This window comes from Bacillus sp. RC240 (assembly GCF_044907945.1).
Classification (GTDB): Bacteria; Bacillota; Bacilli; order Bacillales; family Bacillaceae_G; genus Bacillus_A; species Bacillus_A mycoides.
Genome location: NZ_JBIYCT010000003.1, coordinates 327545 through 351230 on the forward strand (window position 1 = coordinate 327545; position 23686 = coordinate 351230).

The 23686-nt window shown below is 37.0% G+C and carries 28 protein-coding genes and 2 other annotated features; of the genes, 10 read left to right on the plus strand and 18 right to left on the minus strand.

Features of this window, described 5'->3' with window-relative positions:
* The 6 genes from trpB to trpE are packed head-to-tail and all read right to left on the minus strand — an operon-like array spanning window position 1 to window position 5589.
* Window positions 1-1194 carry a tryptophan synthase subunit beta gene (gene trpB / locus ABH955_RS13330; protein ID WP_002086917.1) on the minus strand — a complete coding sequence of 398 codons (1194 nt, stop codon included), beginning with the start codon at window positions 1192-1194 and terminating at the stop codon, window positions 1-3.
* Window positions 1191-1805, minus strand: coding sequence for a phosphoribosylanthranilate isomerase (locus ABH955_RS13335; protein ID WP_404457228.1), 615 nt, complete (start codon window positions 1803-1805; stop codon window positions 1191-1193). The genes trpB and ABH955_RS13335 overlap by 4 nt, the downstream gene beginning before the upstream one ends.
* Window positions 1802-2563 (minus strand): indole-3-glycerol phosphate synthase TrpC, encoded by a 762-nt coding sequence (gene trpC / locus ABH955_RS13340; RefSeq protein ID WP_269480919.1) that lies wholly within the window; start codon window positions 2561-2563, stop codon window positions 1802-1804. The genes ABH955_RS13335 and trpC overlap by 4 nt, the downstream gene beginning before the upstream one ends.
* Before the next feature lies 1 nt (window position 2564).
* Window positions 2565-3590, minus strand: coding sequence for an anthranilate phosphoribosyltransferase (gene trpD / locus ABH955_RS13345; protein ID WP_404491179.1), 1026 nt, complete (start codon window positions 3588-3590; stop codon window positions 2565-2567).
* A complete protein-coding gene (locus ABH955_RS13350; RefSeq protein ID WP_269480917.1) occupies window positions 3587-4174 on the minus strand; it encodes an anthranilate synthase component II in 588 nt (195 codons plus the stop codon). The genes trpD and ABH955_RS13350 overlap by 4 nt, the downstream gene beginning before the upstream one ends.
* Window positions 4171-5589: an anthranilate synthase component I gene (trpE, locus tag ABH955_RS13355; protein ID WP_002086925.1), complete on the minus strand. Its 1419-nt coding sequence runs from the start codon at window positions 5587-5589 to the stop codon at window positions 4171-4173. Before trpE ends, ABH955_RS13350 begins: the two co-directional genes overlap by 4 nt.
* 51 nt (window positions 5590-5640) lie before the next feature.
* Window positions 5641-5885: a binding site (T-box leader), on the minus strand.
* Window positions 5886-5927: 42 nt separating this feature from the next.
* Window positions 5928-6166, minus strand: a binding site (T-box leader).
* Window positions 6167-6473: 307 nt separating this feature from the next.
* Between trpE and putP the strand changes: the two genes are divergently transcribed.
* Both putP and ABH955_RS13365 read left to right on the plus strand, forming a co-directional pair.
* Window positions 6474-7952 (plus strand): sodium/proline symporter PutP, encoded by a 1479-nt coding sequence (gene putP, locus ABH955_RS13360; protein ID WP_269480915.1) that lies wholly within the window; start codon window positions 6474-6476, stop codon window positions 7950-7952.
* Between the two features lie 163 nt (window positions 7953-8115).
* Window positions 8116-8514, plus strand: a complete 399-nt coding sequence (locus ABH955_RS13365; RefSeq protein WP_002064293.1) for an Ig-like domain-containing protein — start codon at window positions 8116-8118, stop codon at window positions 8512-8514.
* 30 nt (window positions 8515-8544) lie between these two features.
* Here the strand turns inward: ABH955_RS13365 and ABH955_RS13370 are convergent, their stop codons facing one another.
* Window positions 8545-8940, minus strand: a complete 396-nt coding sequence (locus ABH955_RS13370; protein ID WP_269480914.1) for a PH domain-containing protein — start codon at window positions 8938-8940, stop codon at window positions 8545-8547.
* Window positions 8941-9028: 88 nt separating this feature from the next.
* Here ABH955_RS13370 and ABH955_RS13375 point away from each other — a divergent pair, with 88 nt between their 5' ends.
* Window positions 9029-9700 (plus strand): DUF4386 domain-containing protein, encoded by a 672-nt coding sequence (locus ABH955_RS13375; protein WP_113937698.1) that lies wholly within the window; start codon window positions 9029-9031, stop codon window positions 9698-9700.
* Here the strand turns inward: ABH955_RS13375 and ABH955_RS13380 are convergent.
* Together ABH955_RS13380 and ABH955_RS13385 are read right to left on the minus strand one after the other, a co-directional pair.
* Complete coding sequence (locus ABH955_RS13380) at window positions 9690-10265, minus strand: Crp/Fnr family transcriptional regulator (RefSeq protein WP_404491180.1); 576 nt, start codon at window positions 10263-10265, stop codon at window positions 9690-9692. The genes ABH955_RS13375 and ABH955_RS13380 overlap by 11 nt on opposite strands.
* A gap of 146 nt (window positions 10266-10411) precedes the next feature.
* On the minus strand, window positions 10412-11323 hold the full coding sequence (locus ABH955_RS13385) for a DMT family transporter (protein ID WP_000806933.1): 912 nt from the start codon (window positions 11321-11323) through the stop codon (window positions 10412-10414).
* 199 nt (window positions 11324-11522) lie between these two features.
* On the opposite strand from ABH955_RS13385, the gene ABH955_RS13390 reads away from it, so the two are divergent.
* The 6 genes from ABH955_RS13390 (at window position 11523) to exsF (ending at window position 16861) form a co-directional block, all read left to right on the plus strand.
* A complete protein-coding gene (locus tag ABH955_RS13390) occupies window positions 11523-12254 on the plus strand; it encodes an alpha/beta hydrolase (RefSeq protein ID WP_002135007.1) in 732 nt (243 codons plus the stop codon).
* 90 nt (window positions 12255-12344) lie between these two features.
* Window positions 12345-12863 (plus strand): YjcG family protein, encoded by a 519-nt coding sequence (locus ABH955_RS13395; protein ID WP_113733636.1) that lies wholly within the window; start codon window positions 12345-12347, stop codon window positions 12861-12863.
* A gap of 1 nt (window position 12864) precedes the next feature.
* A complete protein-coding gene (locus tag ABH955_RS13400; RefSeq protein ID WP_044437812.1) occupies window positions 12865-13287 on the plus strand; it encodes a GNAT family N-acetyltransferase in 423 nt (140 codons plus the stop codon).
* 223 nt (window positions 13288-13510) lie between these two features.
* Complete coding sequence (locus ABH955_RS13405) at window positions 13511-15577, plus strand: ATP-dependent helicase (protein WP_002135005.1); 2067 nt, start codon at window positions 13511-13513, stop codon at window positions 15575-15577.
* A 142-nt stretch (window positions 15578-15719) separates the two neighbouring features.
* Entirely contained in the window at window positions 15720-16190 is a 471-nt protein-coding gene (gene cotY / locus ABH955_RS13410; protein WP_002135002.1) for a spore coat protein CotY, read from the plus strand.
* Window positions 16191-16357: 167 nt separating this feature from the next.
* Window positions 16358-16861 carry an exosporium protein ExsF gene (gene exsF / locus ABH955_RS13415; RefSeq protein ID WP_002011391.1) on the plus strand — a complete coding sequence of 168 codons (504 nt, stop codon included), beginning with the start codon at window positions 16358-16360 and terminating at the stop codon, window positions 16859-16861.
* Between the two features lie 76 nt (window positions 16862-16937).
* Here the strand turns inward: exsF and ABH955_RS13420 are convergent, their stop codons facing one another.
* Both ABH955_RS13420 and ABH955_RS13425 read right to left on the minus strand, forming a co-directional pair.
* Entirely contained in the window at window positions 16938-17123 is a 186-nt protein-coding gene (locus ABH955_RS13420; RefSeq protein WP_002064286.1) for a hypothetical protein, read from the minus strand.
* Window positions 17124-17286: 163 nt separating this feature from the next.
* Window positions 17287-17646 (minus strand): DUF1360 domain-containing protein, encoded by a 360-nt coding sequence (locus ABH955_RS13425; RefSeq protein ID WP_000899658.1) that lies wholly within the window; start codon window positions 17644-17646, stop codon window positions 17287-17289.
* 124 nt (window positions 17647-17770) lie between these two features.
* Between ABH955_RS13425 and exsY the strand changes: the two genes are divergently transcribed.
* A complete protein-coding gene (gene exsY / locus ABH955_RS13430) occupies window positions 17771-18235 on the plus strand; it encodes an exosporium assembly protein ExsY (RefSeq protein ID WP_002135000.1) in 465 nt (154 codons plus the stop codon).
* Between the two features lie 48 nt (window positions 18236-18283).
* Here the strand turns inward: exsY and ABH955_RS13435 are convergent, their stop codons facing one another.
* From ABH955_RS13435 to ABH955_RS13465, 7 genes are all read right to left on the minus strand, one after another.
* Window positions 18284-18811: a CotO family spore coat protein gene (locus ABH955_RS13435; protein ID WP_181777941.1), complete on the minus strand. Its 528-nt coding sequence runs from the start codon at window positions 18809-18811 to the stop codon at window positions 18284-18286.
* A gap of 147 nt (window positions 18812-18958) precedes the next feature.
* Entirely contained in the window at window positions 18959-19729 is a 771-nt protein-coding gene (fabI, locus tag ABH955_RS13440) for an enoyl-ACP reductase FabI (protein ID WP_002011384.1), read from the minus strand.
* A 108-nt stretch (window positions 19730-19837) separates the two neighbouring features.
* Complete coding sequence (gene rfbD, locus ABH955_RS13445; protein WP_404491181.1) at window positions 19838-20692, minus strand: dTDP-4-dehydrorhamnose reductase; 855 nt, start codon at window positions 20690-20692, stop codon at window positions 19838-19840.
* A gap of 11 nt (window positions 20693-20703) precedes the next feature.
* Window positions 20704-21675, minus strand: a complete 972-nt coding sequence (gene rfbB / locus ABH955_RS13450) for a dTDP-glucose 4,6-dehydratase (RefSeq protein ID WP_002125972.1) — start codon at window positions 21673-21675, stop codon at window positions 20704-20706.
* 15 nt (window positions 21676-21690) lie between these two features.
* Complete coding sequence (rfbC, locus tag ABH955_RS13455; RefSeq protein WP_269480913.1) at window positions 21691-22236, minus strand: dTDP-4-dehydrorhamnose 3,5-epimerase; 546 nt, start codon at window positions 22234-22236, stop codon at window positions 21691-21693.
* 8 nt (window positions 22237-22244) lie between these two features.
* Window positions 22245-22982 carry a sugar phosphate nucleotidyltransferase gene (locus tag ABH955_RS13460; RefSeq protein ID WP_002030415.1) on the minus strand — a complete coding sequence of 246 codons (738 nt, stop codon included), beginning with the start codon at window positions 22980-22982 and terminating at the stop codon, window positions 22245-22247.
* Between the two features lie 14 nt (window positions 22983-22996).
* Window positions 22997-23677 carry a glycosyltransferase family protein gene (locus ABH955_RS13465; protein WP_002030417.1) on the minus strand — a complete coding sequence of 227 codons (681 nt, stop codon included), beginning with the start codon at window positions 23675-23677 and terminating at the stop codon, window positions 22997-22999.
* Window positions 23678-23686 lie beyond the last annotated feature (9 nt).

Here is a 23686-nt window from a genome sequence, read left to right on the forward strand (position 1 = left end):
TTACACCTCTTCCATATAACGTTTTATACTCTCTACATCTTTATCACCGCGGCCGGATAAACAAATGACAAGTCCTTCGTCTTTCTTCATTTGCGGCGCTAGTTTTAAAGCGTATGCAACAGCATGTGAACTTTCTAATGCCGGGATAATCCCTTCTTTTTTCGTTAATAATTGAAATGCTTCTAACGCTTCTTCATCTGTAATGGAATGATAAGAAACGCGGCCAATATCTTTTAGCAAGCTATGTTCTGGCCCAACACCTGGGTAATCCAGCCCTGCCGAAATAGAGTGTGCTTCTTGAATTTGCCCTTCTTCATTTTGCAGAAGGTACATCATCGATCCGTGTAAAACACCGACACTTCCTTTCGTTAAAGTGGCTGCGTGCTTTTCTGTGTGAACACCTTTTCCAGCTGCTTCAACACCGTAAAGAGCAACTTCTTCATCGTGTACGAACGGATAAAACATTCCCATTGCATTACTACCACCGCCAATACAAGCAACGACTGCTTCTGGTAATTTCCCTTCTAACGCTTCGTATTGCTTTTTCGTTTCTTTCCCAATTACACTTTGGAAATCACGAACAATTTGCGGGAATGGATGTGGCCCGAGAACTGATCCCATAATGTAGTGCGTATCGTGTACATGTGAAACCCAGTAACGAAGCGCCTCGTTTACCGCATCTTTCAACGTGCCGCTACCTGCCGCTACGCTTTCTACTTTTGCTCCGAGTAATTCCATTCGAAACACGTTTAATTTTTGTCGTCTCACATCTTCTTCTCCCATGAAGATGACGCATTCTAAACCGAAAAGTGCACATACAGTAGCTGTTGCAACTCCGTGTTGTCCTGCTCCTGTTTCAGCGACAACTTTCTTCTTACCCATTCTTACCGCAAGAAGTGCTTGACCGATTGTATTGTTAATTTTATGAGCTCCCGTATGGTTCAAATCTTCACGTTTCAAATAAATCTTTGCTCCGCCGCAATACTTCGTCATATTTTCAGCGAAATAAAGCGGTGTTTCTCTTCCAACGTACGTTTGTAAATAATGATCTAATTCCTTTTGAAACGCTTCATCTTGCATCGCTTCTTTATATGCTTCTTCTAGTTCTAATACGGATTGCATTAACGTTTCTGGAACGTATCGTCCTCCGTATATACCGTAATGACCTTTTTCATCTGGATATGCGTAGTTCATTTTGAACACTCCTTCGCTTTTTTAATAAATTGTTTTATTTTCTTTAGATCTTTCTTTCCTTCTGTCTCTACTCCGCTGCTCACATCGATCATATATGGCTGAACGGTTCGAATTGCTTCTTCTATATTAAGGATGTTTAATCCGCCAGCTAATATCGTTTTCTCTCGCAACTCGTTTGGCATATGTGCGAGTAACTCCCATGAGAATGTCTTTCCGTTTCCTCCGTGGAACTTTTCTTTCGGGCTATCAAATAACAGATAATCTGTATCGTATTTTTTCGCACATTCAATATCTTTCTCTAAAGCTACTCCTACCGCTTTTATAGACGGAATATTCAATCTTGTAATTTGATGATTGTCTTCATCCCCATGTAGTTGCACATGCGTTAACCCGCACTCCTCTGCAATTTTCTGGATCACTTCGACTGATTCATTTACGAAAACACCTACCTTGAAAACGTGGGCTGGAATTTCCCCAATAATTTCTTTCGCTTGTCCTGGAGTGATTTTCCGTTTACTTTCTGCAAAAACAAATCCGATTGCATCTGCTCCGTATTCACACGCTCTTTTTGCTGTTTCCATATCAGTGATGCCGCAAATCTTCACTTTCATATACTCACCTTACAGTCTTCAAAAAAGGTACTAATAGAAGACGATGTCATAAGCGCTTCTCCGACTAACACGCCTTTTGCACCAGCTCGTTTGACGCGAATAATATCTTCTTTTGAATGAATACCACTTTCACTAATCCAAAGTAGGTTTTCCTCATTCAGTCGTTTTCCGAGCTTTTCAGTTTGGCTTAAATCTACTTCAAACGTTTTTAAATTACGGTTATTAATTCCGATAACGTGCGGATTTAATTCGATTGCAATTTCTAATTCCTGTTCATCATGAACTTCAACAATCGCTTCTAATCCCACTTCTAGTACGTAGTTATAAAGCTCTTTTAGCTTCTCTTTTGACAATGCTGCAACGATTAATAAAATTAAATCTGCACCAGCTTCATACGCCCTATCAATTTGAATCTTATCTATTATAAAATCTTTACATAAAAGCGGAATGTTACTTTCTGCTCTTGCCGTTTGTAAGTCGTGAAACGACCCTTTAAAAAATTGACCGTCTGTTAAAACCGAAACTGCTCCAGCACCGCATTCTTCATATGTTTTCACTTGTTTTGGCACATCAACGTGTAAATTAATATCGCCTTTTGATGGAGACGCTCGCTTTACCTCTGCTATTACAGTAAACTGCTCTAAAGCTTTTACAAGTGAGTGTGTTTTCCTTTTTTCTTTCACTGGTGAATATGTTTCATATAACTCCGCAACTTCTACTTTCTTTTGCTCTACAATTTTGTCTAAAATCGTCCCCATTTTAATTCACCCTTTCTAAATTTTCATGGCTTGCTGCAATTAATAAGTTTAGTTTGGCTAATGCTTTTTCAGAGTCAATGCTATGTGCCGCTAGTGTAATTCCTTCTTCAATCGTTTCTGCTCTTCCATTTGCGAAAAGGGCTAGACCTGCATTTAATAAAACAGTATCGCGATAGACACTCTTTTCTCCGCTTAATACTCCGAGCGTAATCTGTGCATTTTCTTTCGAATTCCCGCCCCTAATTTCTTCATTTTTCACTCTTGAAAAACCATACTTTTCTGGATCAATACTCATTTCTACTATTTCATTATCTTTTAAAACGACGACATGATTTTCTCCCTGTAATGATGCTTCATCTAAAAAGCCACTTCCGTTTACGACGAGCGCTTGTTTTCTGCCAAGTTTCTGCAATACTTCCGCTACTGGCAATAACATATCTCGCTTATAAATACCGACAAATTGTGTTTCTAAATTAACCGGATTCGTCAACGGTCCAATTAAGTTAAAAATCGTAGGAACGTTTAATTCTTTTCTTATTTTCATAATGCGTCTTAATGCTGGATGCATCGCTGGTGCGAATAAGAAGGCAATACCTACATTCTCTAATAAATAGTCAATCTCACCCGGCGTACAGCTTATGTTTACACCGAGTTCTTCTAATAAATCAGCACTTCCTGTTTTACTAGAAACAGCGCGGTTTCCATGTTTCGCAACCTTTACACCAGCTCCGGCAAGTACAAATGCCGATGTTGTACTAATATTGAATGTTTGCGCACCGTCACCACCCGTTCCGCAATTGTCCATCGCGCCTTTTATATGATTTGAAAACGGTAATGCCTTTTCGCGAAGAGCACGAACGAGACCGTATATTTCTTCTGCTGTTTCGCCTTTCGCTTTCAGCAATACTAAGAAAGCTGCAACTTCACTTTCCAATATGTTGTCACTTAATAAAAGAAGTCCCGCTTCATACATTTCTTCTTCTGTTAAATGTTGTCCCTCTACTAATTTTCGAAGATAACTGTTCATACTCTCTCCTCCTCTTTCACTTCTGCTAAAAAGGCACGTATTAACTTTCCGCCTTCTTCTGTTGCAATTGATTCTGGGTGAAACTGTAATCCGAAGAGCGGATAATAGTTGTGACGAACTGCCATGATTTCTCCGTCATCCATCGCTGTCGCAAGTATGTCAAAACACTGCGGCAAACTATTTTGCACTGCGACGAGTGAATGGTAACGCATCGCTGTTAACGGCTGCGTTACGTACGAAAAGATTGACATTCCGTTATGTTTCACACGCGATGTTTTTCCGTGTTTAATGCGCTCTGCTCTAACAATTTCTCCTCCAAATGCGGATATGATCGCTTGATGGCCAAGGCAAATCCCTAAGATGGGAACGTTCTTATAAAAATGACGAATAACATCGATACAAATTCCAGCATCTTCTGGTTTCCCAGGTCCTGGCGAGAGCACAATTCCTTTCGGCTTCATCTCCTCTAATTGTTCAATTGTTATTTGATCATTTCTTACGACAACAATTTCTTTCTCGTACTCGCCTAATAGTTGATACAAGTTATATGTGAACGAATCATAATTATCGATAAGTACAATCATTTCATAACCTCCAAAAGCGCTCTCGCTTTATTTAATGTTTCTTCATATTCAGCAACCGGGTCTGAATCGTAGACGATACCCGCTCCTGCCTGAACGTACGCTTTCTCGTCTTTTACAACCATCGTTCGAATTGCTAGCGCCATATCAAGGTTTCCTGAGAATGAAATATATCCAACCGCTCCGGCATATACATTTCTTTTTTCATGCTCTAACGTATTAATAATTTCCATCGCCCTTATTTTCGGAGCACCTGATACTGTACCAGCTGGTAAACAATACGCTAATGCATCAAATCCACTCGTTTGTTTTCGCAATGTTCCGTAAACTTCAGATACAATGTGCATAACGTGAGAGTATTTTTCTACTTTCATATATTTATCTATCGTCACAGAGCCAATTTCACTTACTCTGCCAATATCATTTCGTCCTAGGTCCACAAGCATCATATGCTCTGCTCGCTCTTTCTCATTTCCTAACAGTTCTTTTTCGATTTCCTCATCTTCCTGCTTCGTTTTCCCTCTCGGCCTCGTACCAGCAATTGGGTTTGTCATCACTTTATCCTCTCTTACTGATAACAAACTTTCCGGCGAAGAGCCAAGTACAACATAATCTTGAAAATCGATATAGAACATATATGGTGATGGATTTGCAATTCGAAGTTTCCGGTATAATGCAAATGGATCTCCAATACATTCACTTTGCAAACGCTGGGATAATACAACTTGGAAAATATCTCCGGCCCGAATGTATTCTTTCGCTGTTTCTACCATTTCACAAAATTCTTTTTCAGTTATTGAAGAAGTGAATGATAATATTGATTGTATTTCATTTACTTCCGCTTCTTCTCCCTTTAGCACTTCCTCTTTGTATACTTGCAATCTTTCGTATACTTCTTCATAAGAAGCTGAATCGTCTTCCCTGCATACATATACAAATGACAACTTTTGGCGTAAATGATCGTAAACGGTAAACTCACGATATAGTAAAAGGTGTACTTCTGGAATATTTAATGGATCGTGTAAATCTGCTCCAATGTTTTCATACTGCCGAATGACGTCATAGCCAATATATCCAACTGCTCCCCCGCAAAACGGAAATGGACTGTCTACTTGCGCTGGTGCGATTACCTCTTCTAGCATTTGCAGTACGTTACCCTGCAGCTTTTCTTTTTTCCCATACATCATTCGCTCTACTTCTATACCAACGCTTTTCACTTCTCCATAAGGATTACACCCTAAGTAAGAATAGCGCCCTTTATCTTGATGAAGCTGCGAACTTTCTAATAAAAACTTTTTCTTTCCCTTCATACGTCTATATAAAGAAATTGGCGTAATGCTATCTCCTTCTTCTTCAGCGATTACTAAAAATGTGTTTCTTTGTTCTTTTTGCTTCATAAATTCCTCTTTTGTCATCATGCCTTTCACCTCACTCTGAAAAATAAAAAAGTCCCCTACATATCGAAATATGTAGAGGACGATAAATTTACCGTGGTACCACCTCAGGTTGGACGCAAAAGCATCCCGCTTTATTCAGGTACAAAATATATACCTTATCCTTGTAACGGCGGAACCCGGGTTGCCTACTGAAAATAATTGTTCAGCATACCTCTCGTAAGCCCATTCCGTATATGGCACCGCACCGGGCTCCCACCTGTCCCCGGCTCTCTGAAACGTCTCCAATATACGTACTCTTCTTACTTAAACGATTTAACATATTTAATTTTTTGTACACAAAAAGGGAGTACTCATCCTATAGAAAGGACGGGTACTCCCGTGGTGCCACCTTAATTCGTTACGAATGTAACGCACTTTGCCGTATCAAAAAATAATACGTGTCTCTTGTATCGATGAGATCATGTCGCCAAAGCCTACTTCTTTCGTTTCGGTTTGGAAGCTCCGAAGCCCATTCCACATCAATCCCATACTGATTCGCACCAACCATCAGCTCTCTGACATGTTCATCATGTGTACTCTTCTTCATCAACGCTTGCATTTTTTTAAGTTGCACTCATTATAGACCTAACTTTTTTCACAAGTCAATACTTTTTTTAAAAAAATATTTCTCCCTTCTTTCAATATTATATTGACAAAACAACGTGTTTTTATGTAAATATAATAAATACTCTATTAAAATTAAGGTTTTTTCGTCTGAAATTTATATATTTAAAAAGTAAAACGATGTCAAAAAACGCTTACATTTCTGAAAATTCGTATTTCTGTATGGATTTTTCAGAATAATCATGATAGATTATAAATATGCATAACGCATCAAAAGACATGACAAAAGGAAGGGGAACTACATGAGTACGCAGATGTTAACTTTAACTTCTATCTCTATTTACATGCTCGGGATGTTAGTAATCGGCTATTTCGCCTACAAACGAACGTCCAACTTAACAGATTATATGCTTGGCGGGCGTACACTAGGCCCCGCAGTAACAGCATTAAGTGCTGGAGCATCTGATATGAGTGGTTGGCTTTTAATGGGATTACCCGGTGCAATGTTTAGCGTTGGATTAAGTAGTAGTTGGATTGCGATCGGCCTAACACTAGGCGCATACGCAAACTGGCTTTATGTCGCTCCTCGCTTACGTACCTACTCTGAAATTGCAAACAACTCTATTACTATTCCAGAATTTTTGGAACACCGTTTCCACGACAAATCTCACATGCTACGCTTAGTATCCGGACTTGTTATTATGATTTTCTTTACTTTCTATGTAGCTTCAGGATTAGTTTCAGGCGCTGTATTATTTGAAAATTCATTTGGTATGAACTATCATGTTGGATTACTCATTGTAGCAGGCGTTGTTGTAGCTTACACATTATTTGGTGGTTTCTTAGCAGTAAGTTGGACGGACTTCGTGCAAGGAATCATTATGGTAGTTGCCCTTATTCTTGTTCCTATCGTAACAATTATGAATACAAACGGACTTGGACCTGCATTTGATACAATTCGATCTGTAGATCCAACACGTCTAGATATTTTTAAAGGTGCCTCTACTTTAGGAATGATTTCTTTATTCGCATGGGGCCTTGGTTATGTTGGACAACCTCATATCATCGTACGCTTTATGGCAATTTCGTCTGTAAAAGAAATTAAAAGCGCGCGAAGAATTGGTATGAGCTGGATGATTTTCTCTGTTGTCGGAGCTATGTTTACTGGTCTTATCGGTATTGCTTACTATTCACAACAAGGTTTGACATTATCTAACCCAGAGACAATTTTCCTTGAACTTGGAAAAATTTTATTCCATCCACTTATTACTGGATTTTTATTAGCCGCTATTTTAGCAGCTATTATGAGCACAATCTCTTCTCAGTTGCTCGTTACTTCAAGTGCAGTAACAGAAGACTTATATCGTACATTCTTTAAGCGTTCTGCTTCTGATAAAGAACTTGTATTTGTCGGTCGTATGGCTGTTCTTGGTATCGCTTTAATTGGATGTGCATTAGCGCTTAAACAAAATGATACGATTTTAGCTCTTGTTGGATATGCTTGGGCTGGATTTGGTTCTTCATTTGGACCTGCTATTTTATTAAGCTTATATTGGAAACGTATGACGAAATGGGGCGCGCTTGCTGGTATGATTTCAGGTGCAACCACAGTAATTATTTGGACACAGTTTAAGTTTCTAAAAGATTTCTTATATGAAATGATTCCTGGTTTCGCTATTAGTTTAATAGTGATCATAATTGTTAGTTTACTAACTAAACCTTCAAAAGAAGTTGAAGAGCAATTTGAGAATTTTGAAAAACAACATATTCATAATCTATAAAAAGAAAGCTCTGCTGTTACGATAACAGCAGAGCTTTCTTTTAACCGCATTTCGACAATATTCTTCTCGAATTTAACAATTTCTTTATGTTTCGTTAAATTTACTATAACATTCTTCCTTTATATTATTAGTATCGACACCTATACAGAAAGGGGACCCCACAATGTTAGCATCTTTACAGCAACAACATATAAGAAAATTTTCACCTATCACAAACACTTCTACTTCTCGTTTAAACATACAACCTAATCCATCCAAAATTTCAATTGCTCCTTCTGTTATATCTGTAATTGGTATTCATATACAGAAAAATAAGCTTAAAATAAAAACCGGACAAAGTGCCGATTTATCAGCTTCCGTTTTGCCAATGCAGGCAAAGAATCAAGAGCTTATTTGGACAAATATGAACTCCGACGTCATCACCATCTATCCGAAAGGTGAGACAGTAACGATTACTGGAAAAAGTGCAGGAAGAGCAGTCGTAATTGTCACAACTGCCGAAGGAAAATTCCGCGACTTATGTGTCGTTCACGTGCAACCTTATATGACAAATCCAAAGTGACATAAAGAGAGTAGATATGAATCCACTCTCTTACTTTATTTCAATCCCAGGATTTTTTCTTTTTAACAACAAAATAAATTCTTCTTTATTTCTTGGAGAAATAAGTTCTGTTTCATATGATCCGTAAACAATTTCTAATCGATCGAATGATAGTGCATGAGCTGCGATTGGATTTTTTGTATTGGAAATTCGTTTTATGTCTCGTATAAATATACGTTTTTTAACGGGACCTGATGTAATTATAATTATTTCTTCCTTAACGATATATTTTGTTGAAAACCAACTCCAACTAAACAGTATAGCTAATGGAATTGTAAAAAATAAGAGAAAATATTCTCTCCCTGCAAATATTGGAGCGAAACAGGCGCCTAAAACAATGAAAAAGATTGGATATAACCATACATCTTTTTTTGATGGAAATTCCATTACGCTCTCTCCTCTCTTGATTTAAGTCAATGACTTCTCCTCCTTCCCTTATTAAAATAAAAGTAATATTGAAATAGGAGGACGACATATGAATGAACGAAAGTTTGCCTTATTTACTGGTGCTTCTCTTCTTATTATGGCATTTGCTGCATTTTTTTCTTACGGTTTTGTTCACGGAAATCTCGTTGTACAAGGAGATGCGAGCACGACACTCCATAATATTCAAACTTCAAGTTCACTTTTCAAAGCTGAAATTTTCGGATGGATTATCATTTTCATTACGGATATTATCGCCTCGTGGGCTCTTTATTTCTTTCTAAAACCTATCCATACTAGCCTCTCATTACTAGCTGCCTGTCTTCGTCTTATGTATACAGCTATACTTGGGATTGCTATATTCAATTTAATATTTGTATTACTTCTTTCAAAAAACACAGTTGCTAATTCAGAAGCATATACAATGTTATTTCTAGAAGCTTTTGAATACATTTGGTCTGTAGGATTAATCATTTTCGGCTTACATCTTCTCACCTTAGGATACGTAACCTTTCAATCTAAAAACATACCGAAAACTATTAGTATATTACTGCTCATTGCTGCAATCGGCTATATCATCATTAACGTAATGAATACGATGTTTTCACAATATGATGCGATTATTTCCATTCTTAACGTTGTCTTTCAACTACCGATGATCGCAGGTGAACTAGGATTTAGTATATGGCTATTGCTTAGAGGTGGAAAAAACTCTACTGTTTGAGTCGTTTCTTAATTCTGCTTAATGATTCTTGCGTAATACCCAGATAACTTGCCAATTGATATTGAGGAACACGATCGATTAAATGAGGTCGTTTTTGTAATAATGATTTGTAGCGCTCTTCTGGTGTCGATGTAATAAATAATGTAAGTTCTTCTTGTACTTCACCAAAATTGTATTCAATCATTTGGCGCGTCATTTCTTCTAACTGTGAATATTTCTTATACATGTCCTTTGCACTATACAGATCGCCAACTACAACTAGACAATCTTCTAGGCACGTTAACGTATGTGGGGATAATTTATCTTGTTTATGATGGTTGAAATTCGCGATTGCTTGTTCTTCTGTATAAAAATTTGATGTAACTTCTTTTCCAGATTCATCTATACAATGTTGCCTCACGCATCCTTTTAATACAAAATAACATTTAGACGGAACATCTCCTTGTCTTAAGAGCACTGTTCCTTTTTTATACTCTTCAATTTGTAATTCTTCTACGATCATGCGCTGCTGCTCTTCACTTAATGTTGTAAGATTTGTCATGTATTTCATTAAAATCTCTTTCATTTGGTCTCTCCTTCCCCCACTATATATTATCTTTTTTCATGCTACATGGTGGGAATTCCCCCTATTAATCTGTTTTATTTTCTGCATGGAACAAAAAAAAGAGAAGTTACCAATAACTTCTCTTTTCGCAAATTAGAATAAACTCGTTATAATTCCTGTGTATAAGCCGGTTCGTTCACCACATTTTTTGCTGTTCGCTTTTGTTGCTGTAGTAAGAAAACAGATACACCAAACAATACGAGCATGCTACCGATAATTTGCATTGCATTTAATTTTTCTCCAAGTAAGAAGAACGCTAGTATAGATGCCCCAACTGGTTCTCCTAAAATACTCATTGAAATTGTTGTTGCATTTACGTAGTTTAATAGCCAGTTATTAATGACATGTGACACTGTCGGCACAATCGCAAGTAAAAGAAAAATAGTCCAATCCCACTTCGTATAACCTGTAAAAGGTACTTGTAGCACGATATTATAAATCCCCATAAAAATACCTGCGAATGCAAAAACTGTAAAGCTATAAATCCAGTGTGATACTTTCTTTACTGTCGTTTGCCCGATAAATAAATAACCGACAACCGCTATTACACTTAAAAAGGATAATATATCTCCATAAATTGCTTGTTTACTTAAACCTAAATCTCCCCAACCAATACACATTACACCTAATATAGCGATACCCATCGTCGCAATGGCTGAATAGGTTGTTCTTTCTTTAAATAAGAAGAAACCTCCAACTAAAGATACGATCGGTTGAAGTGCTAAAATAATCGTTGAACTAGCAACTGTTGTATGCTTTAAAGATTCAAACCATAAAAGAAAATGAAGCGCTAAAAAGAATCCAGATCCAATTAAAAATCCCCAATCTTTTATTTGAATCTTATGGAACTCTTCCCGCTTTTTCCAAACGATTGGCAGCATAATAAGTACGATAATCCATAATCGGTACATACTTAAAATAGAAGATGGTGCTGAGGACATCTTTACAAAAACTGCTGCGAATGAAATTGCTATAATAGAAATTGCTAATGGTAGTGCGATTGATTTTTCTTGTTTCAAACCCTGTCTCCCCTCTCACCTGTAAAAATCCCACTTCATTATATCCGTTTTCTTTCATAACTTAAATACTAATTTTTTAGATTCTTCGTACCATTATGGTAAAATATAAATTGAGGCACCTATTAGTGAATATTTCTTTCCTTTTCACTACAAGCGTCGCTGTTACAATCATAGTAAATTTTTATTTAGGGGGATATACATGAATCAAACAATAGGGAGAATTGAAGAAATTTCATTTTTTAGTACATCACTTCAAGAGGAACTTACACTTCTTGTTTATTTACCAGTAAATTACACACCTCTCCATAAGCATACGGTTGTTATTGCACAAGATGGTAGAGATTATTTTCAGCTTGGTAAAGCGCACCGTGTAATTGAGCGCCTTCGCGAAACTGAAGAAATTGACCGCACAATTATTGTCGGTATTCCATATAAAAATGTACACGATCGTAAGGAAAAATATTTCCCAAATGATGTAAAGAATGCTGCTTACATTCGCTTCCTTGCTCACGAGCTTGCTCCATATATTGATGAAAATTATCCAACGTATCAAATGGGTAAAGGACGCGTTTTAATTGGAGATTCTCTTGGCGGTACAGTTTCTTTCATGACTTCACTTATGTATCCGCATACATTCGGTAAAGTCGTTATGCAATCACCATTTGTTGATGAAACAGTAATGAACTTAGCAAAAGACTTCAAAGATCCACAGGCGTTAGAACTTTATCACATCATTGGAACAGAAGAAACAGCTGTAAAGCGCACAGACGGACAAGTATCTGATTTCGTAGAACCAAATCGCGAGTTAAATAAACTTCTTACAGATAGAAATTTCATCACGCATTATGAAGAGTTTGAAGGGAATCACACTTGGAAGTATTGGCAAGCTGATTTACCGAGAGCTTTTTCTCATATTCTATCAATGAAATAATAGAGAGCGGTATTCAGAATAATTTGATATAATAGATAAAGAGATTTATTCTCAAAATCTAACTAGACTTGCAAAGGGAGGAATTGGAACATGAAATTAGGAATTGTAATTTTCCCATCAAAAATGATTCAAGATAAAGCGAACGGATTGCGTAAACGTTATGATCCGCACTACGCATTAGTTCCGCCACATGTTACATTGAAAACACCCTTTGAGACGCAAGATGATCAACTAGAATCGATTGTAAACGAGTTACATACAATCGCAAGTAAAACGAACCCTTTCACCCTTCATGTTGGAAAAGTCGGTTCATTCGCACCTGTTAATAATGTCCTTTATTTTAAAGTAGAAAAAACACCTGAACTAACTTTCTTAAATGAAGAAATGCATAATGGTTTCTTTACACAAGAGCGTGAATACTCTTTCGTACCTCATTTAACAATCGGTCAAGATTTATCAGATGCAGAGCATGCTGATGTATTAGGTCGATTACGTATGAAAGATTTCTATTATGAACAACCAATCGATCGTTTCCACCTTCTATACCAATTAGAAAATGGAACGTGGACTGTACATGAAACATTCCACCTTGGAAAGGAGAACAACTAATTTGCACGCACAAATCGTACAAACGGACGAACAACTAAGAGATGCATTCTCTGTACGTAAGCAAGTATTTGTGAATGAGCAACGTGTTTCTGCAGAAGAAGAGTATGATGAGTTTGAAGAAATTTCAACACACGTTGTTATATATGATAATGATGTTCCAGTTGGCGCTGGTCGCTTCCGCATCGTTGATGGAGTTGGAAAGATGGAACGCATTTGCGTACTAGCTTCCCATCGCAAAAAAGGCATTGGCAAAATCATTATGGATGCACTTGAAGCGTATGCGAAGGAAGAGTCTCTACCGAAATTGAAACTCCATGCTCAAACACATGCTGAATTTTTCTATAAAAAGCTAGGATACGTGACGGCTTCTGATGTGTTTATGGAAGCAAATATCCCGCACGTCGTAATGATAAAAGAATTATAAAGTGAAACTTTAATCAGTGGGGGTTTTGTTCATCCCCCACTGATTATTAGCCTTCACCAATCGGGCGTTTACGGACACCTGAATTTTGAGGTGAGAGTTTTACTGCCCGCAAATAGCGGGGTAATTTTGTAGCAGGAGGTAGCCCCTCCTGTTTTTTACATTGCTATTTTCTTTTTCTTCCGCTAAAGTTAAATGTTGATGCTATAGTTTTGAAGGTGAATATATGACACAAGAAAAATTTTCACAAAAATCGTTAACACACGCTGGTATTCCGCAAGCGACGTATCATATTCCGAAAACATCTACCCATTTAATTATGGAAGAAGATGCAGATGCGGCGTATTTCCGCGCTTTAGAACAGCAAGGTGTTTATTTAAATGAAAAACAGTTAGAAGCAGTGCAAACGACAGAAGGACCTGTCCTTACACTAGCTGGTGCTGGAAGTGGTAAAACATCTGTTTTAACAACTCGCGTTGGTTATTTAGTTAATGTAAAACATGTCCATCCGCGAAATATTTTGCTGCTGACGTTTACACAAAAAGCAGCTGAAGAAATTCGAAGCCGTGTAGCGAATTTACCTGGTATGAATCATGCCGCAAGTAGCTATGTCGTTGCTGGTACATTCCACTCTGTCTTTTTAAAATTGCTTCGTAGTCAAGGATATAATCAGCAAATTTTAGCAAATGAAAAACATAAACAAATTATGATAAAGAAAATTTTGAAAGAATTGCGCTTAAAAGACGATTATGATGCCGAAACGATACTCGCTATGATTTCACTTGAGAAAAACAAATTGAATCGTCCGAAAGATGTAAAAGCGAAAACACCGGTTGAACAAGAGTTCAAAGAAGTATACGAACGTTTCGAAGAGGTAAAACAACGACACAATTATATCGATTTTGACGACATCTTATTAGAAATGTATTATATGTTAGAAAATAACGCTCCCCTGCTTACTCAATTACAAGAGCGTTTTCATTACATTGAAGTAGATGAGTTTCAAGATACGTCGTATGCACAATATGAAATTGTAAAATTGTTAGCCACGCCGAGAAATAATTTATTTATCGCAGGTGATGACGATCAAGCGATTTACGGCTGGCGAGGGGCAAGTCACCAAATTATTTTATCTTTTCCAAAGGAATTTGATAATACAACGATTATCGCACTTAATACGAATTATCGATCTAATCCATTTATCGTCGGACTTGGAAATGAAGTTATTAAGCTAAATCAAGAACGTTTTGATAAAGAGCTATATTCTGTTCGTGAAGAAGGTGTACAACCATTTTACGCACGACCAGCTACAACTCTTGATGAAGCAAATCAAATTTTGCAACTCATTCAGGAAAAAGTAGATAGTGGTGAACGAAATTATAAAGATTTTTGTTTATTATATCGTACACATTCTGTAAGCCGTTCTTTACTTGATCAGCTTACAATTCATAAGATTCCATTTATTAAACATGGAGCGAGCCAATCGTTCTACGAACATTCTTTAATTAGGCCCGTATTAGATCACTTACGACTCGTGCTTGAACCGTTCCGCCTCGAATCACTTTCAAATATATTACCAACAATGTATATTGGCCGTGATGAGTGCATTTCATTTATTGAACGTGAACAATGGAAATATGGTGAGGGCCGTTTCCCTTCTCTTCTTCATTTTCTATTACTAAACCCGAGCTTGAAACCTTTTCAAGTTAAAAAAGTAAATGAGCGAATCGATTTTATTAAGTTTATAAAAGAACTTGAACCGAAAAAAGCATTGAAAGAAATTATTCATGGTAAAGGAAAGTATTTAGAGTACTTACAAAGTAATGATCGTTCTTCCTTTACGATGCATAAGGACATACAAGAAGAAATGTTAGAAGAATTAATGGAATCAGCAACTCGCTTTACGGATATTCCAGCTTACTTACAATTTATTAACGAGGCCATTCAAGGTCAAAAAGAAATGGAAGCATTAAAAACAATGCCGCAAAAAGATGCCGTATCGCTTATGTCAATTCATAACGCGAAAGGCCTTGAGTTTCCATGCGTCTTTTTACTCGGAGCAAGCGATGGTATATTGCCGCATACTTCTTCTTTAAAAGATGCAAATGACCGTGTAACTGAGACTTCTGAAGCATTAGAAGAAGAAAGACGATTACTCTATGTCGCCATTACACGCGCAAAAGAAGAACTTTACATTTCCTCCCCGCAATTTTTCAGAGGAAAAAAACTAGATATATCTCGTTTTTTATATACTGCGCGAAAAGATTTACCTGAAAAGACACCCATTAAATAAGGGTGTCTTTTTGCATATCACGTTATGTACATCCCCTCTATATAAATTCCCTGTTTCTATCCTGAGAATTAACGTAATATCAATCATATCCCGTTCATATTGTAATAGTGTATGTCAGAACTCACGATAAGGAGTGAACATAATGAGCTGCAATTGTAATGAAGATCATCATCACCATGATTGTGATTTCAACTGTGTATCAAATGTCGTTCGTTTTATACATGAACTACAAGAATGTGCAACCACAACCTGCGGATCTGGTTGCGAAGTTCCATTTTTAGGAGCACATAACACTGCATCAGTAGCGAATACACGTCCTTTTATTTTATACACAAAAGCTGGAACACCTTTTGAAGCATTTGCACCATCTTCAAGCCTTACTAGCTGCCAATCTCCAATTTTCCGTGTAGAGAGTATAGATGATGATGACTGTGCTGTATTGCGTGTATTAACTGTAGTTTTAGGTGATGGTACCTCTGTACCACCTGGTGACGATCCAATCTGTACATTTTTAGCTGTACCAAATGCAAGATTAGTATCAACCTCCTCTTGTATTACTGTTGATTTAAGTTGCTTCTGCGCTATTCAATGCTTACGCGATGTTTCTATATAAAACTGAATACTAATTTAAGCATGGATTGGGTGGCAGATGATTCTGCCACCCAATCCATGCTTAAAAGGTATTATTATGTATTTTTTATAAAATTGGGAACTTGTCTAGAACATAAAACCTGTCCTTTTCATTAACTAAAAGTAGAAACAGATAAAGGAGTGAAAAACATGTTCTCTTCTGATTGCGAATTTAATAACATTGATTGTGAGGCGAAACCAGCTAGTACACTACCTGCCTTCGGTTTTGCTTTCAACGCTTCTGCACCTCAGTTCGCTTCATTATTCACACCATTACTATTACCTAGCGTAAGTCCAAACCCAAATATTACTGTTCCTGTAATAAATAATACAGTAAGTGTCGGAGACGGTATTCGAATTCAAGTAGCTGGTATTTATCAAATCAGTTATACATTAACGATCAGTCTTGATAACGTTCCTACTGCACCAGAAGCTGGTCGTTTCTTCTTATCATTAGGTACACCAGCTAACATTATTCCTGGATCAGGTACAGCGGTTCGCTCTAACGTTATTGGTACTGGTGAAGTAGACGTATCCAGTGGTGTTATTCTTATTAACTTAAACCCTGGTGACTTAATTCAAATTGTACCAGTTGAACTGCTTGGAACTGTAGACATTCGTGCTGCAGCATTAACAGTTGCACAAATTAGCTAGTAAAAAGCGGTATTTCTTAATTGAAATACCGCTTTTTATTTTTACAATAAAAAACACTCACAGTAACATGAGTGTTTCATTCTTCATATTGTTTTATTTTATTTTTCTTTTTCCCACAGTTGCATCCCTTTTTTTTCACAAACCCTTGTTGCTGTAACTGTTCTTGATATGCCTGTTGGTGTGCTTGTTGCTGTTGCTGTATGTTATACCACTGCTGTAGATCATATGAATTTTGCCTTGGATTATTGCTCACAGCAAACATCTCCTCTACTGTCAATTCTGTCTATTTACTATATGAACAACTCCTTATTTCCGTTCCCGCATCCTCTTAAACTCCGCTTTTTCTAACATCATGAAGATTTATCACGATTGGTGCGGGCTAATAACAAGCGGGCAATGCCCCCACTGATTAAAGTTTCACTTTATTATTCTCCCATAAAATATCCTGTAATTGTTTCAATGATCGCTGCTGCACCTGCAATGGCTAATAATGCTAGTACAGGCTCTGCAACAATAGGAATCCATTTATATAAAACTAATAAAAAAGCACTAACCCACACACCTGTACACCAATAGCAGCTTAATAATTCTCCAATCCACTTTCTTAATCCTTTCCCTTTCACCTTTGTAAAAGTCGATACACTTCCATCAGGCTCTGTAATCTCTAACTCATCAATAAACGGTCTTCGCAAAAAAGCTGTAATTTTATCATAAACAATAAGACGAGTTAACCTAAATGCAGCTAGCGCAAAAATAAAAAATAAAAGCCAGCTTGTAAATAACATAATTCCACCTTCCCTATCCTCTTTAGCCTATTTAAAAAAAAAGGTCTTAAGATTGTGACCAAATCTCCCCCACTCCAATATCTTATTAATGTAAATACAAACAAGAAGATAAGGAGTGACATTAATGAGTTGTAACGAAAATAAACACCATAGCTCTTCTCACTGCGTAGTTGACGTCGTAAAATTCATCAATGAATTACAAGATTGCTCTAGTTCAACATGTGGTTCTGGTTGTGAAATTCCATTTTTAGGAGCACACAATACTGCAGCAGTAGCAAATACACGCCCTTTTATTTTATACACAAAAGCTGGAACGCCATTTGAAGCATTTGCACCATCTGCAAGCCTTACTAGCTGCCAATCTCCAATTTTCCGTGTAGAAAGCGTAGATGACGATAGCTGTGCTGTCCTACGTGTGTTAACTGTAGTATTAGGTGATGGGTCTCCTGTACCACCTGGCGACGATCCAATTTGTACGTTTTTAGCTGTACCAAATGCAAGATTAATCTCGACATCTACTTGCATTACTGTTGATTTAAGCTGCTTCTGTGCTATTCAGTGCTTACGCGACGTTTCTATAGTTAAGTAAACTAAAAAACTATTGGGGTGGTAGAAGCTTTCTACCACCTTTACATATTTAAAAACCGGCCATATCAATCGTTTTGATGTCTTCTATAGATAACCGAACATCTCTCATACTATTTGGTGGCATAATGGATACAATGCCATTACGATAAGATATAATCGATCCTATATATGAGACGGTAGTCGTTCTTATCCTACATCTTACTTTCGGAATGTAATGAGGACGATTTAATAAAAAATGAATTTTTTCTTCATTATTCATATCCTTAAAGGATTTATTGTAAGGGACCGTTCTCACTTGCTCTTCCTCTACTTTTTCTTCCACCTCCACTTGAGGCTCCTCTCGTGGTTCTTGTTTCTCTTGTTCTACCACTTCTTCCACAGCACTACTTACAATACTTACAATACTTTCATTTCTATTACTTTGCTCTTTTTGATCCTCATCTTCAAAATTCGTTAAAATAATTCTTTTTATTTTCGGTGCAGCGAGTTCTAAATTTACTTGTGCAATATATAACAACGGTTTTCCAACTGTTGAACTTTTATTTTTATTCTTCACACTCGTCCCTCCCACTTCCATACGTAGCTGGATAAATCGTGTACTATTATAGTTATATTCATAACGTGGCTAGAACTTTCGTTAAAAATCGTTCTTTCTGGGAACAATTAAAAAGGACAGTCTCAACGTTTAGAGACTGTCCTTTTTAAACTTTAATTCCTATTATATTTATCCTAAAATATGATATCCTGAATCAACATGAATGTTTTCACCTGTTACTCCGCGTGCTAAATCACTGAATAAGAATACTGCTGTATCTCCAACTTCTTCTGGAGTCGTCGCACGACGAAGTGGTGCGCGTTCCTCAATTTCTTTTAAGATTGAGTTAAAGTCGCCTACACCTTTCGCAGATAACGTACGAATTGGTCCTGCAGAAATAGCGTTAACGCGAATGCCATGTTGTCCTAAATCGTTCGCTAAATATTTCACGCTAGCTTCTAACGAAGCTTTCGCAACACCCATAACGTTATAGTTTTTCACAACGCGCTCGCCGCCAAGGTATGTTAAAGTTAAAATATTTCCGCCTTCTGTCATCACTTTCTTCGCTTCTCTTGCTACAGCTGTTAAAGAGAATGCACTAATATTTTGTGCAAGTAAAAATCCATCGCGAGAAGTATCTACAAATTCGCCTTTTAAATCATCACGATTTGCAAAAGCAATACAGTGTGCAACACCGTGAATTGTACCAACTTCTTGCTTAATAGTTTCAAAGCAAGCTGTAAGTTCTTCATCATTCGTTACATCACAAGGTAATACAAGTGATTCTTGTCCTTCTAATGTTTCCGCTAGTTCACGAACATTTCTTTCTAAACGCTCTCCTGCATATGTGAATATTAATTTTGCACCTGCATTATGCAAAGAGCGAGCAATTCCCCATGCAATACTTCTTTGGTTCGCAACGCCCATAACAACAAATGTTTTCCCTTGTAATAGTTCCATGATATATCCTCCCAGAAATACTTATACTTGTTATTAGTACCTGATACTATAATTATAGTACCATAAAACCTCTTAAAGGCAAACAAAAAAGTCACTAACATAAATTTGTTAATGACTTTTTGTTTCTATAAAAAACCTTTCTAATCCTTCTTCCCAAGTAGGCATTTGTAAAAAACCATTTAATTGTAGCATTTTATGCTGAAAGATCGAATATTTTGGTCTCGCAGCCGCCGATCCGAATTCTTCAGTTGAAACAGGTAATACATTCACTTTCATATTTGCATACGAAAATATTTTTTGGGCAAATTCAAACCAAGAACATGATCCTCTATTGGATACGTGATACGTACCGTATAAAGAAGTGTGAATGAGCTTATTAATCATCATATTTAAATCTGCCACGTACGTAGGAGAGCCAATTTGATCCGCTACAACAGATATGTTTTCTCTCTCTTTTCCTAATCGTAGCATCGTTTTCACAAAATTATTTCCATGCTTACCATACAACCACGATGTACGAACTATAAAATATTTATTATGTAACTCTTTTACGAACTGCTCTCCTGCAAATTTAGAAGCTCCATATATATTTATCGGTGCTGGATTATGAAATTCATGATAGCCATCCGGTTTGTCACCTGGAAATACATAATCAGTACTGACATACACTAACTTAGCCCCTACTAATTGTGAAGCAACCGCTATGTTTCGAGCTCCAATCGCATTTATTAAGTAAGCAAGATCCTGTTCTTTCTCAGCACCATCTACCTTCGTATACGCTGCACAATGAACAATTGTATGTGGCTTTATTTCTTGTACCACTTGCTTAATTCGGGATATATTTGTTACATCTAATAACTTTTTATCAAATGGATATATGTCATATTCCTCAGAATTCAACTCTTCTTGTAGTTGCTTCCCTAGCTGACCGTTCGCTCCCGTTATGATAATCCGCTCTTTCATCTACATGCCCCTTACTTTTCTTTTAGTGGTTTCCACCAGTCCACATTGTTTTTATACCATTCCACCGTTTCTTTTAATCCTTGTTCGAACGTATACTTCGGTTCCCATTCAAACTCATTCTTCATTTTTTGTGCATCAATCGCATAACGACGGTCGTGACCTAAACGGTCTGTTACAAATTCAATATCTTTTTTCGTTTTTCCTAAAAGTTTTATAATTTGTTCCACAACATCTACATTTGTTTTTTCGTTATTCCCGCCGATATTATACACCTCTCCTACACATCCCTTATGCAAAACGGTGTCAATTGCACTACAATGATCCGTTACATGCAGCCAATCCCTTACATTCAATCCATCACCATATAATGGTAGTTTCTTTCCTTCAAGCGCATTCGTAACCATTAACGGAATTAATTTCTCAGGATATTGGTACGGTCCGTAGTTATTAGAACAACGCGTTATAATAACCGGTAATTGATACGTTTCATAATAAGATAAGGCTATCATGTCGCTACTCGCTTTACTTGAAGAATATGGACTATTAGGAGCTAGCGGGGTTTCCTCGGTAAACTTTCCTGTTTTCCCTAAAGAACCGTATACTTCATCTGTTGATACTTGCACGAGTTTAATATGTGAATATTTTTTCACTAACTCCAACAGCGTGACTGTACCTATTACATTCGTATCATAAAAAGGAATTGGGTTTTCAATACTACGATCCACATGTGATTCAGCTGCGAAATTTACAATTACTTGCACGTCACGTTCCTTAACAACATGTTCCAGCAGCTCTCCATTTTGGATTTTCCCTTTTACAAATGAGTAGTTAGGATTTTCTTGAATAGACTTTACATTATTTAAATTCCCGCTATATGTTAATGCATCGTAATTAATGATTTTATATGTTTCATAGTTTTTTAACATATAGTGAATGAAATTACTTCCAATAAATCCAGCTCCACCTGTAACTAATATATTCATAAACAACTCTCCTACTTAAAAACTATCTTCATATTCCTGAAGTAATGGTAATATTCGATCCTTATCGGACAAGATAGGATTTGTTACCGGCCATGGAATTGATAATTCTTTATCTTCCCAAAGCAAACCGGAATCGTGATCAGCACTATAATACTCATCTACTTTATACATAACAATTGTATGAGGTACAAGTGTACAAAAACCATGAGCAAATCCTTTCGGCACTAATAATTGCCTATGATTATCCGCACTTAAAATATAACCTCTCCACTTTTTAAATGTAGGTGAATCTTTTCGCAAATCAACGATAACATCATATATTGCACCTTGCATAACTTGAATGAGTTTCGTTTGTGCTTTCGGATTTTTTTGAAAGTGTAGCCCTCGAATCGTCCCCGAATGCGCTGAATAAGATACGTTATCTTGCACAAATGAATGCGTAATCCCTAACGATTCTAGCATCTTCTTATTATAACTTTCAGTAAAAAAACCTCGCTCGTCTTCAAACAATCTCGGTTCTAACAATTTCGCATCGGTAAAATTTGTTTCTACAACTTTCATATTTTCACCTATTCTCCATTAAACTGTTTCCCAAAGTTTATATCCCGCGCTAACGTATTCGCTCTTTGAAGAGAAGCATGCGTTCCCGCATCAGTCCACCAGCCACTCATTTCATTATAAGTAAGTACTCCTCGTTTTAAATACCAATTATTTATATCTGTAATTTCAAGTTCCCCTCTTGCGGAAGGTTTTAATTCTTTTATATAAGAAAAGACTTTCGAATCATACAAATAAATTCCCGTAACAGCATAAGAACTTTTCGGCTCATTCGGCTTTTCTTCAATTCCAATTATTTTTCGGCCTTGAATATGCGCTACACCAAATCGCTCGGGATCTTCTACAGATTGAAGCAGCACTTTAGCCCCTTCTTTTTGACTTGTAAACTCTTCAACATACGGGCAAATATCATCTGAAAAGATATTATCTCCTAATATAACTACCATCCGATCATTTCCTACGAAATCTTCACAAAGTCCTAGTGCCTGCGCAATCCCACCCGCCTTATCTTGCACACGATACGTAAAGGATACACCAAACTCTTGACCACTTCCTAGAAAGCTCACAACATCTCCCATATGCTCTTTACCGGTAATAATCATAATATCTGTAATTTCACATCGCTTCAGCTTATATACCGCATGATAAATCATCGGATACCGCCCAACGGGAAGTAAATGTTTATTCGTTACTTTCGTTATTGGATATAATCTCGATCCTGTCCCGCCTGCTAAAATAATCCCTTTCATCCTTCATCTCTCCCTTATGATGGAGATAGCACCTCTTTATAATGTTCCACAAAAATTCCCCGGTATTTCTCATATGTATCCGCATCAAACTCATCTCCGTTGTAATGAATACACCATAGATTTGCTTGATTAGGGATACCAATTAAATATCCAGCCTTTTGAAATTCTAAAGACTGTGACACATCATAGAAATGGAATCCTTGAAACAAATCCTCTCGCCACGGAATATCATACTGCGTTGCCATGAGTAAACCATCGATTGCTTGCACTGACATAAAAGATTGATTTCCATAAAACCCCTGATCCAAATTTAATAATTGATAATTCTGTCTTCTGTACTCAATCACTTTCCCTACTAAATTTTTTCCTTCCCACCATATCCCGTTACTCGGTAAAAACTGAGCACCAGCTACTCCAATTAAACCAAGCTTTTCATTTTCTTTAAAAAGCGAAATGAGGGTACAAAACATATCACGATTAATAAGGTAAGTATCTTGATGTATATATACTTTATATTTCGCCGGATATGAAAGTGCTCGATTGTACGCACTTGCCATACTTTTCGCATCTCGTATCGGAAAAATTTGCACTACATAGCCAGGGGGAACAACAATGTTTCTTATTTGCCTTTCGCATTGCTCGAAAAGCTCTTCATTATTTACACAAACAACGACTAATATTGTATGATCTTTCATTTTGTAGCC

Bases quoted from the DNA above. Each gene is read 5' to 3' on its own strand.
- ABH955_RS13405 (WP_002135005.1), top strand. From the start codon at position 13,511: ATGACACAAGAAAAATTTTCACAAAAATCGTTAACACACGCTGGTATT.
- trpE (WP_002086925.1), bottom strand. From the start codon at position 5,589: ATGATGACAAAAGAGGAATTTATGAAGCAAAAAGAACAAAGAAACACA.
- trpC (WP_269480919.1), bottom strand. From the start codon at position 2,563: ATGGGGACGATTTTAGACAAAATTGTAGAGCAAAAGAAAGTAGAAGTT.
- rfbD (WP_404491181.1), bottom strand. From the start codon at position 20,692: ATGAAAGAGCGGATTATCATAACGGGAGCGAACGGTCAGCTAGGGAAG.
- ABH955_RS13395 (WP_113733636.1), top strand. From the start codon at position 12,345: ATGAAATTAGGAATTGTAATTTTCCCATCAAAAATGATTCAAGATAAA.
- ABH955_RS13380 (WP_404491180.1), bottom strand. From the start codon at position 10,265: ATGAAAGAGATTTTAATGAAATACATGACAAATCTTACAACATTAAGT.
- ABH955_RS13335 (WP_404457228.1), bottom strand. From the start codon at position 1,805: ATGAAAGTGAAGATTTGCGGCATCACTGATATGGAAACAGCAAAAAGA.
- exsF (WP_002011391.1), top strand. From the start codon at position 16,358: ATGTTCTCTTCTGATTGCGAATTTAATAACATTGATTGTGAGGCGAAA.
- ABH955_RS13435 (WP_181777941.1), bottom strand. From the start codon at position 18,811: ATGGAAGTGGGAGGGACGAGTGTGAAGAATAAAAATAAAAGTTCAACA.
- rfbC (WP_269480913.1), bottom strand. From the start codon at position 22,236: ATGAAAGTTGTAGAAACAAATTTTACCGATGCGAAATTGTTAGAACCG.
- exsY (WP_002135000.1), top strand. From the start codon at position 17,771: ATGAGTTGTAACGAAAATAAACACCATAGCTCTTCTCACTGCGTAGTT.
- ABH955_RS13350 (WP_269480917.1), bottom strand. From the start codon at position 4,174: ATGATTGTACTTATCGATAATTATGATTCGTTCACATATAACTTGTAT.
- ABH955_RS13425 (WP_000899658.1), bottom strand. From the start codon at position 17,646: ATGTTATTTACAAGCTGGCTTTTATTTTTTATTTTTGCGCTAGCTGCA.
- ABH955_RS13465 (WP_002030417.1), bottom strand. From the start codon at position 23,677: ATGAAAGATCATACAATATTAGTCGTTGTTTGTGTAAATAATGAAGAG.
- ABH955_RS13370 (WP_269480914.1), bottom strand. From the start codon at position 8,940: ATGGAATTTCCATCAAAAAAAGATGTATGGTTATATCCAATCTTTTTC.
- putP (WP_269480915.1), top strand. From the start codon at position 6,474: ATGAGTACGCAGATGTTAACTTTAACTTCTATCTCTATTTACATGCTC.
- rfbB (WP_002125972.1), bottom strand. From the start codon at position 21,675: ATGAATATATTAGTTACAGGTGGAGCTGGATTTATTGGAAGTAATTTC.
- ABH955_RS13365 (WP_002064293.1), top strand. From the start codon at position 8,116: ATGTTAGCATCTTTACAGCAACAACATATAAGAAAATTTTCACCTATC.
- ABH955_RS13460 (WP_002030415.1), bottom strand. From the start codon at position 22,982: ATGAAAGGGATTATTTTAGCAGGCGGGACAGGATCGAGATTATATCCA.
- ABH955_RS13420 (WP_002064286.1), bottom strand. From the start codon at position 17,123: ATGTTTGCTGTGAGCAATAATCCAAGGCAAAATTCATATGATCTACAG.
- ABH955_RS13375 (WP_113937698.1), top strand. From the start codon at position 9,029: ATGAATGAACGAAAGTTTGCCTTATTTACTGGTGCTTCTCTTCTTATT.
- ABH955_RS13390 (WP_002135007.1), top strand. From the start codon at position 11,523: ATGAATCAAACAATAGGGAGAATTGAAGAAATTTCATTTTTTAGTACA.
- cotY (WP_002135002.1), top strand. From the start codon at position 15,720: ATGAGCTGCAATTGTAATGAAGATCATCATCACCATGATTGTGATTTC.
- trpB (WP_002086917.1), bottom strand. From the start codon at position 1,194: ATGAACTACGCATATCCAGATGAAAAAGGTCATTACGGTATATACGGA.
- trpD (WP_404491179.1), bottom strand. From the start codon at position 3,590: ATGAACAGTTATCTTCGAAAATTAGTAGAGGGACAACATTTAACAGAA.
- fabI (WP_002011384.1), bottom strand. From the start codon at position 19,729: ATGGAACTATTACAAGGGAAAACATTTGTTGTTATGGGCGTTGCGAAC.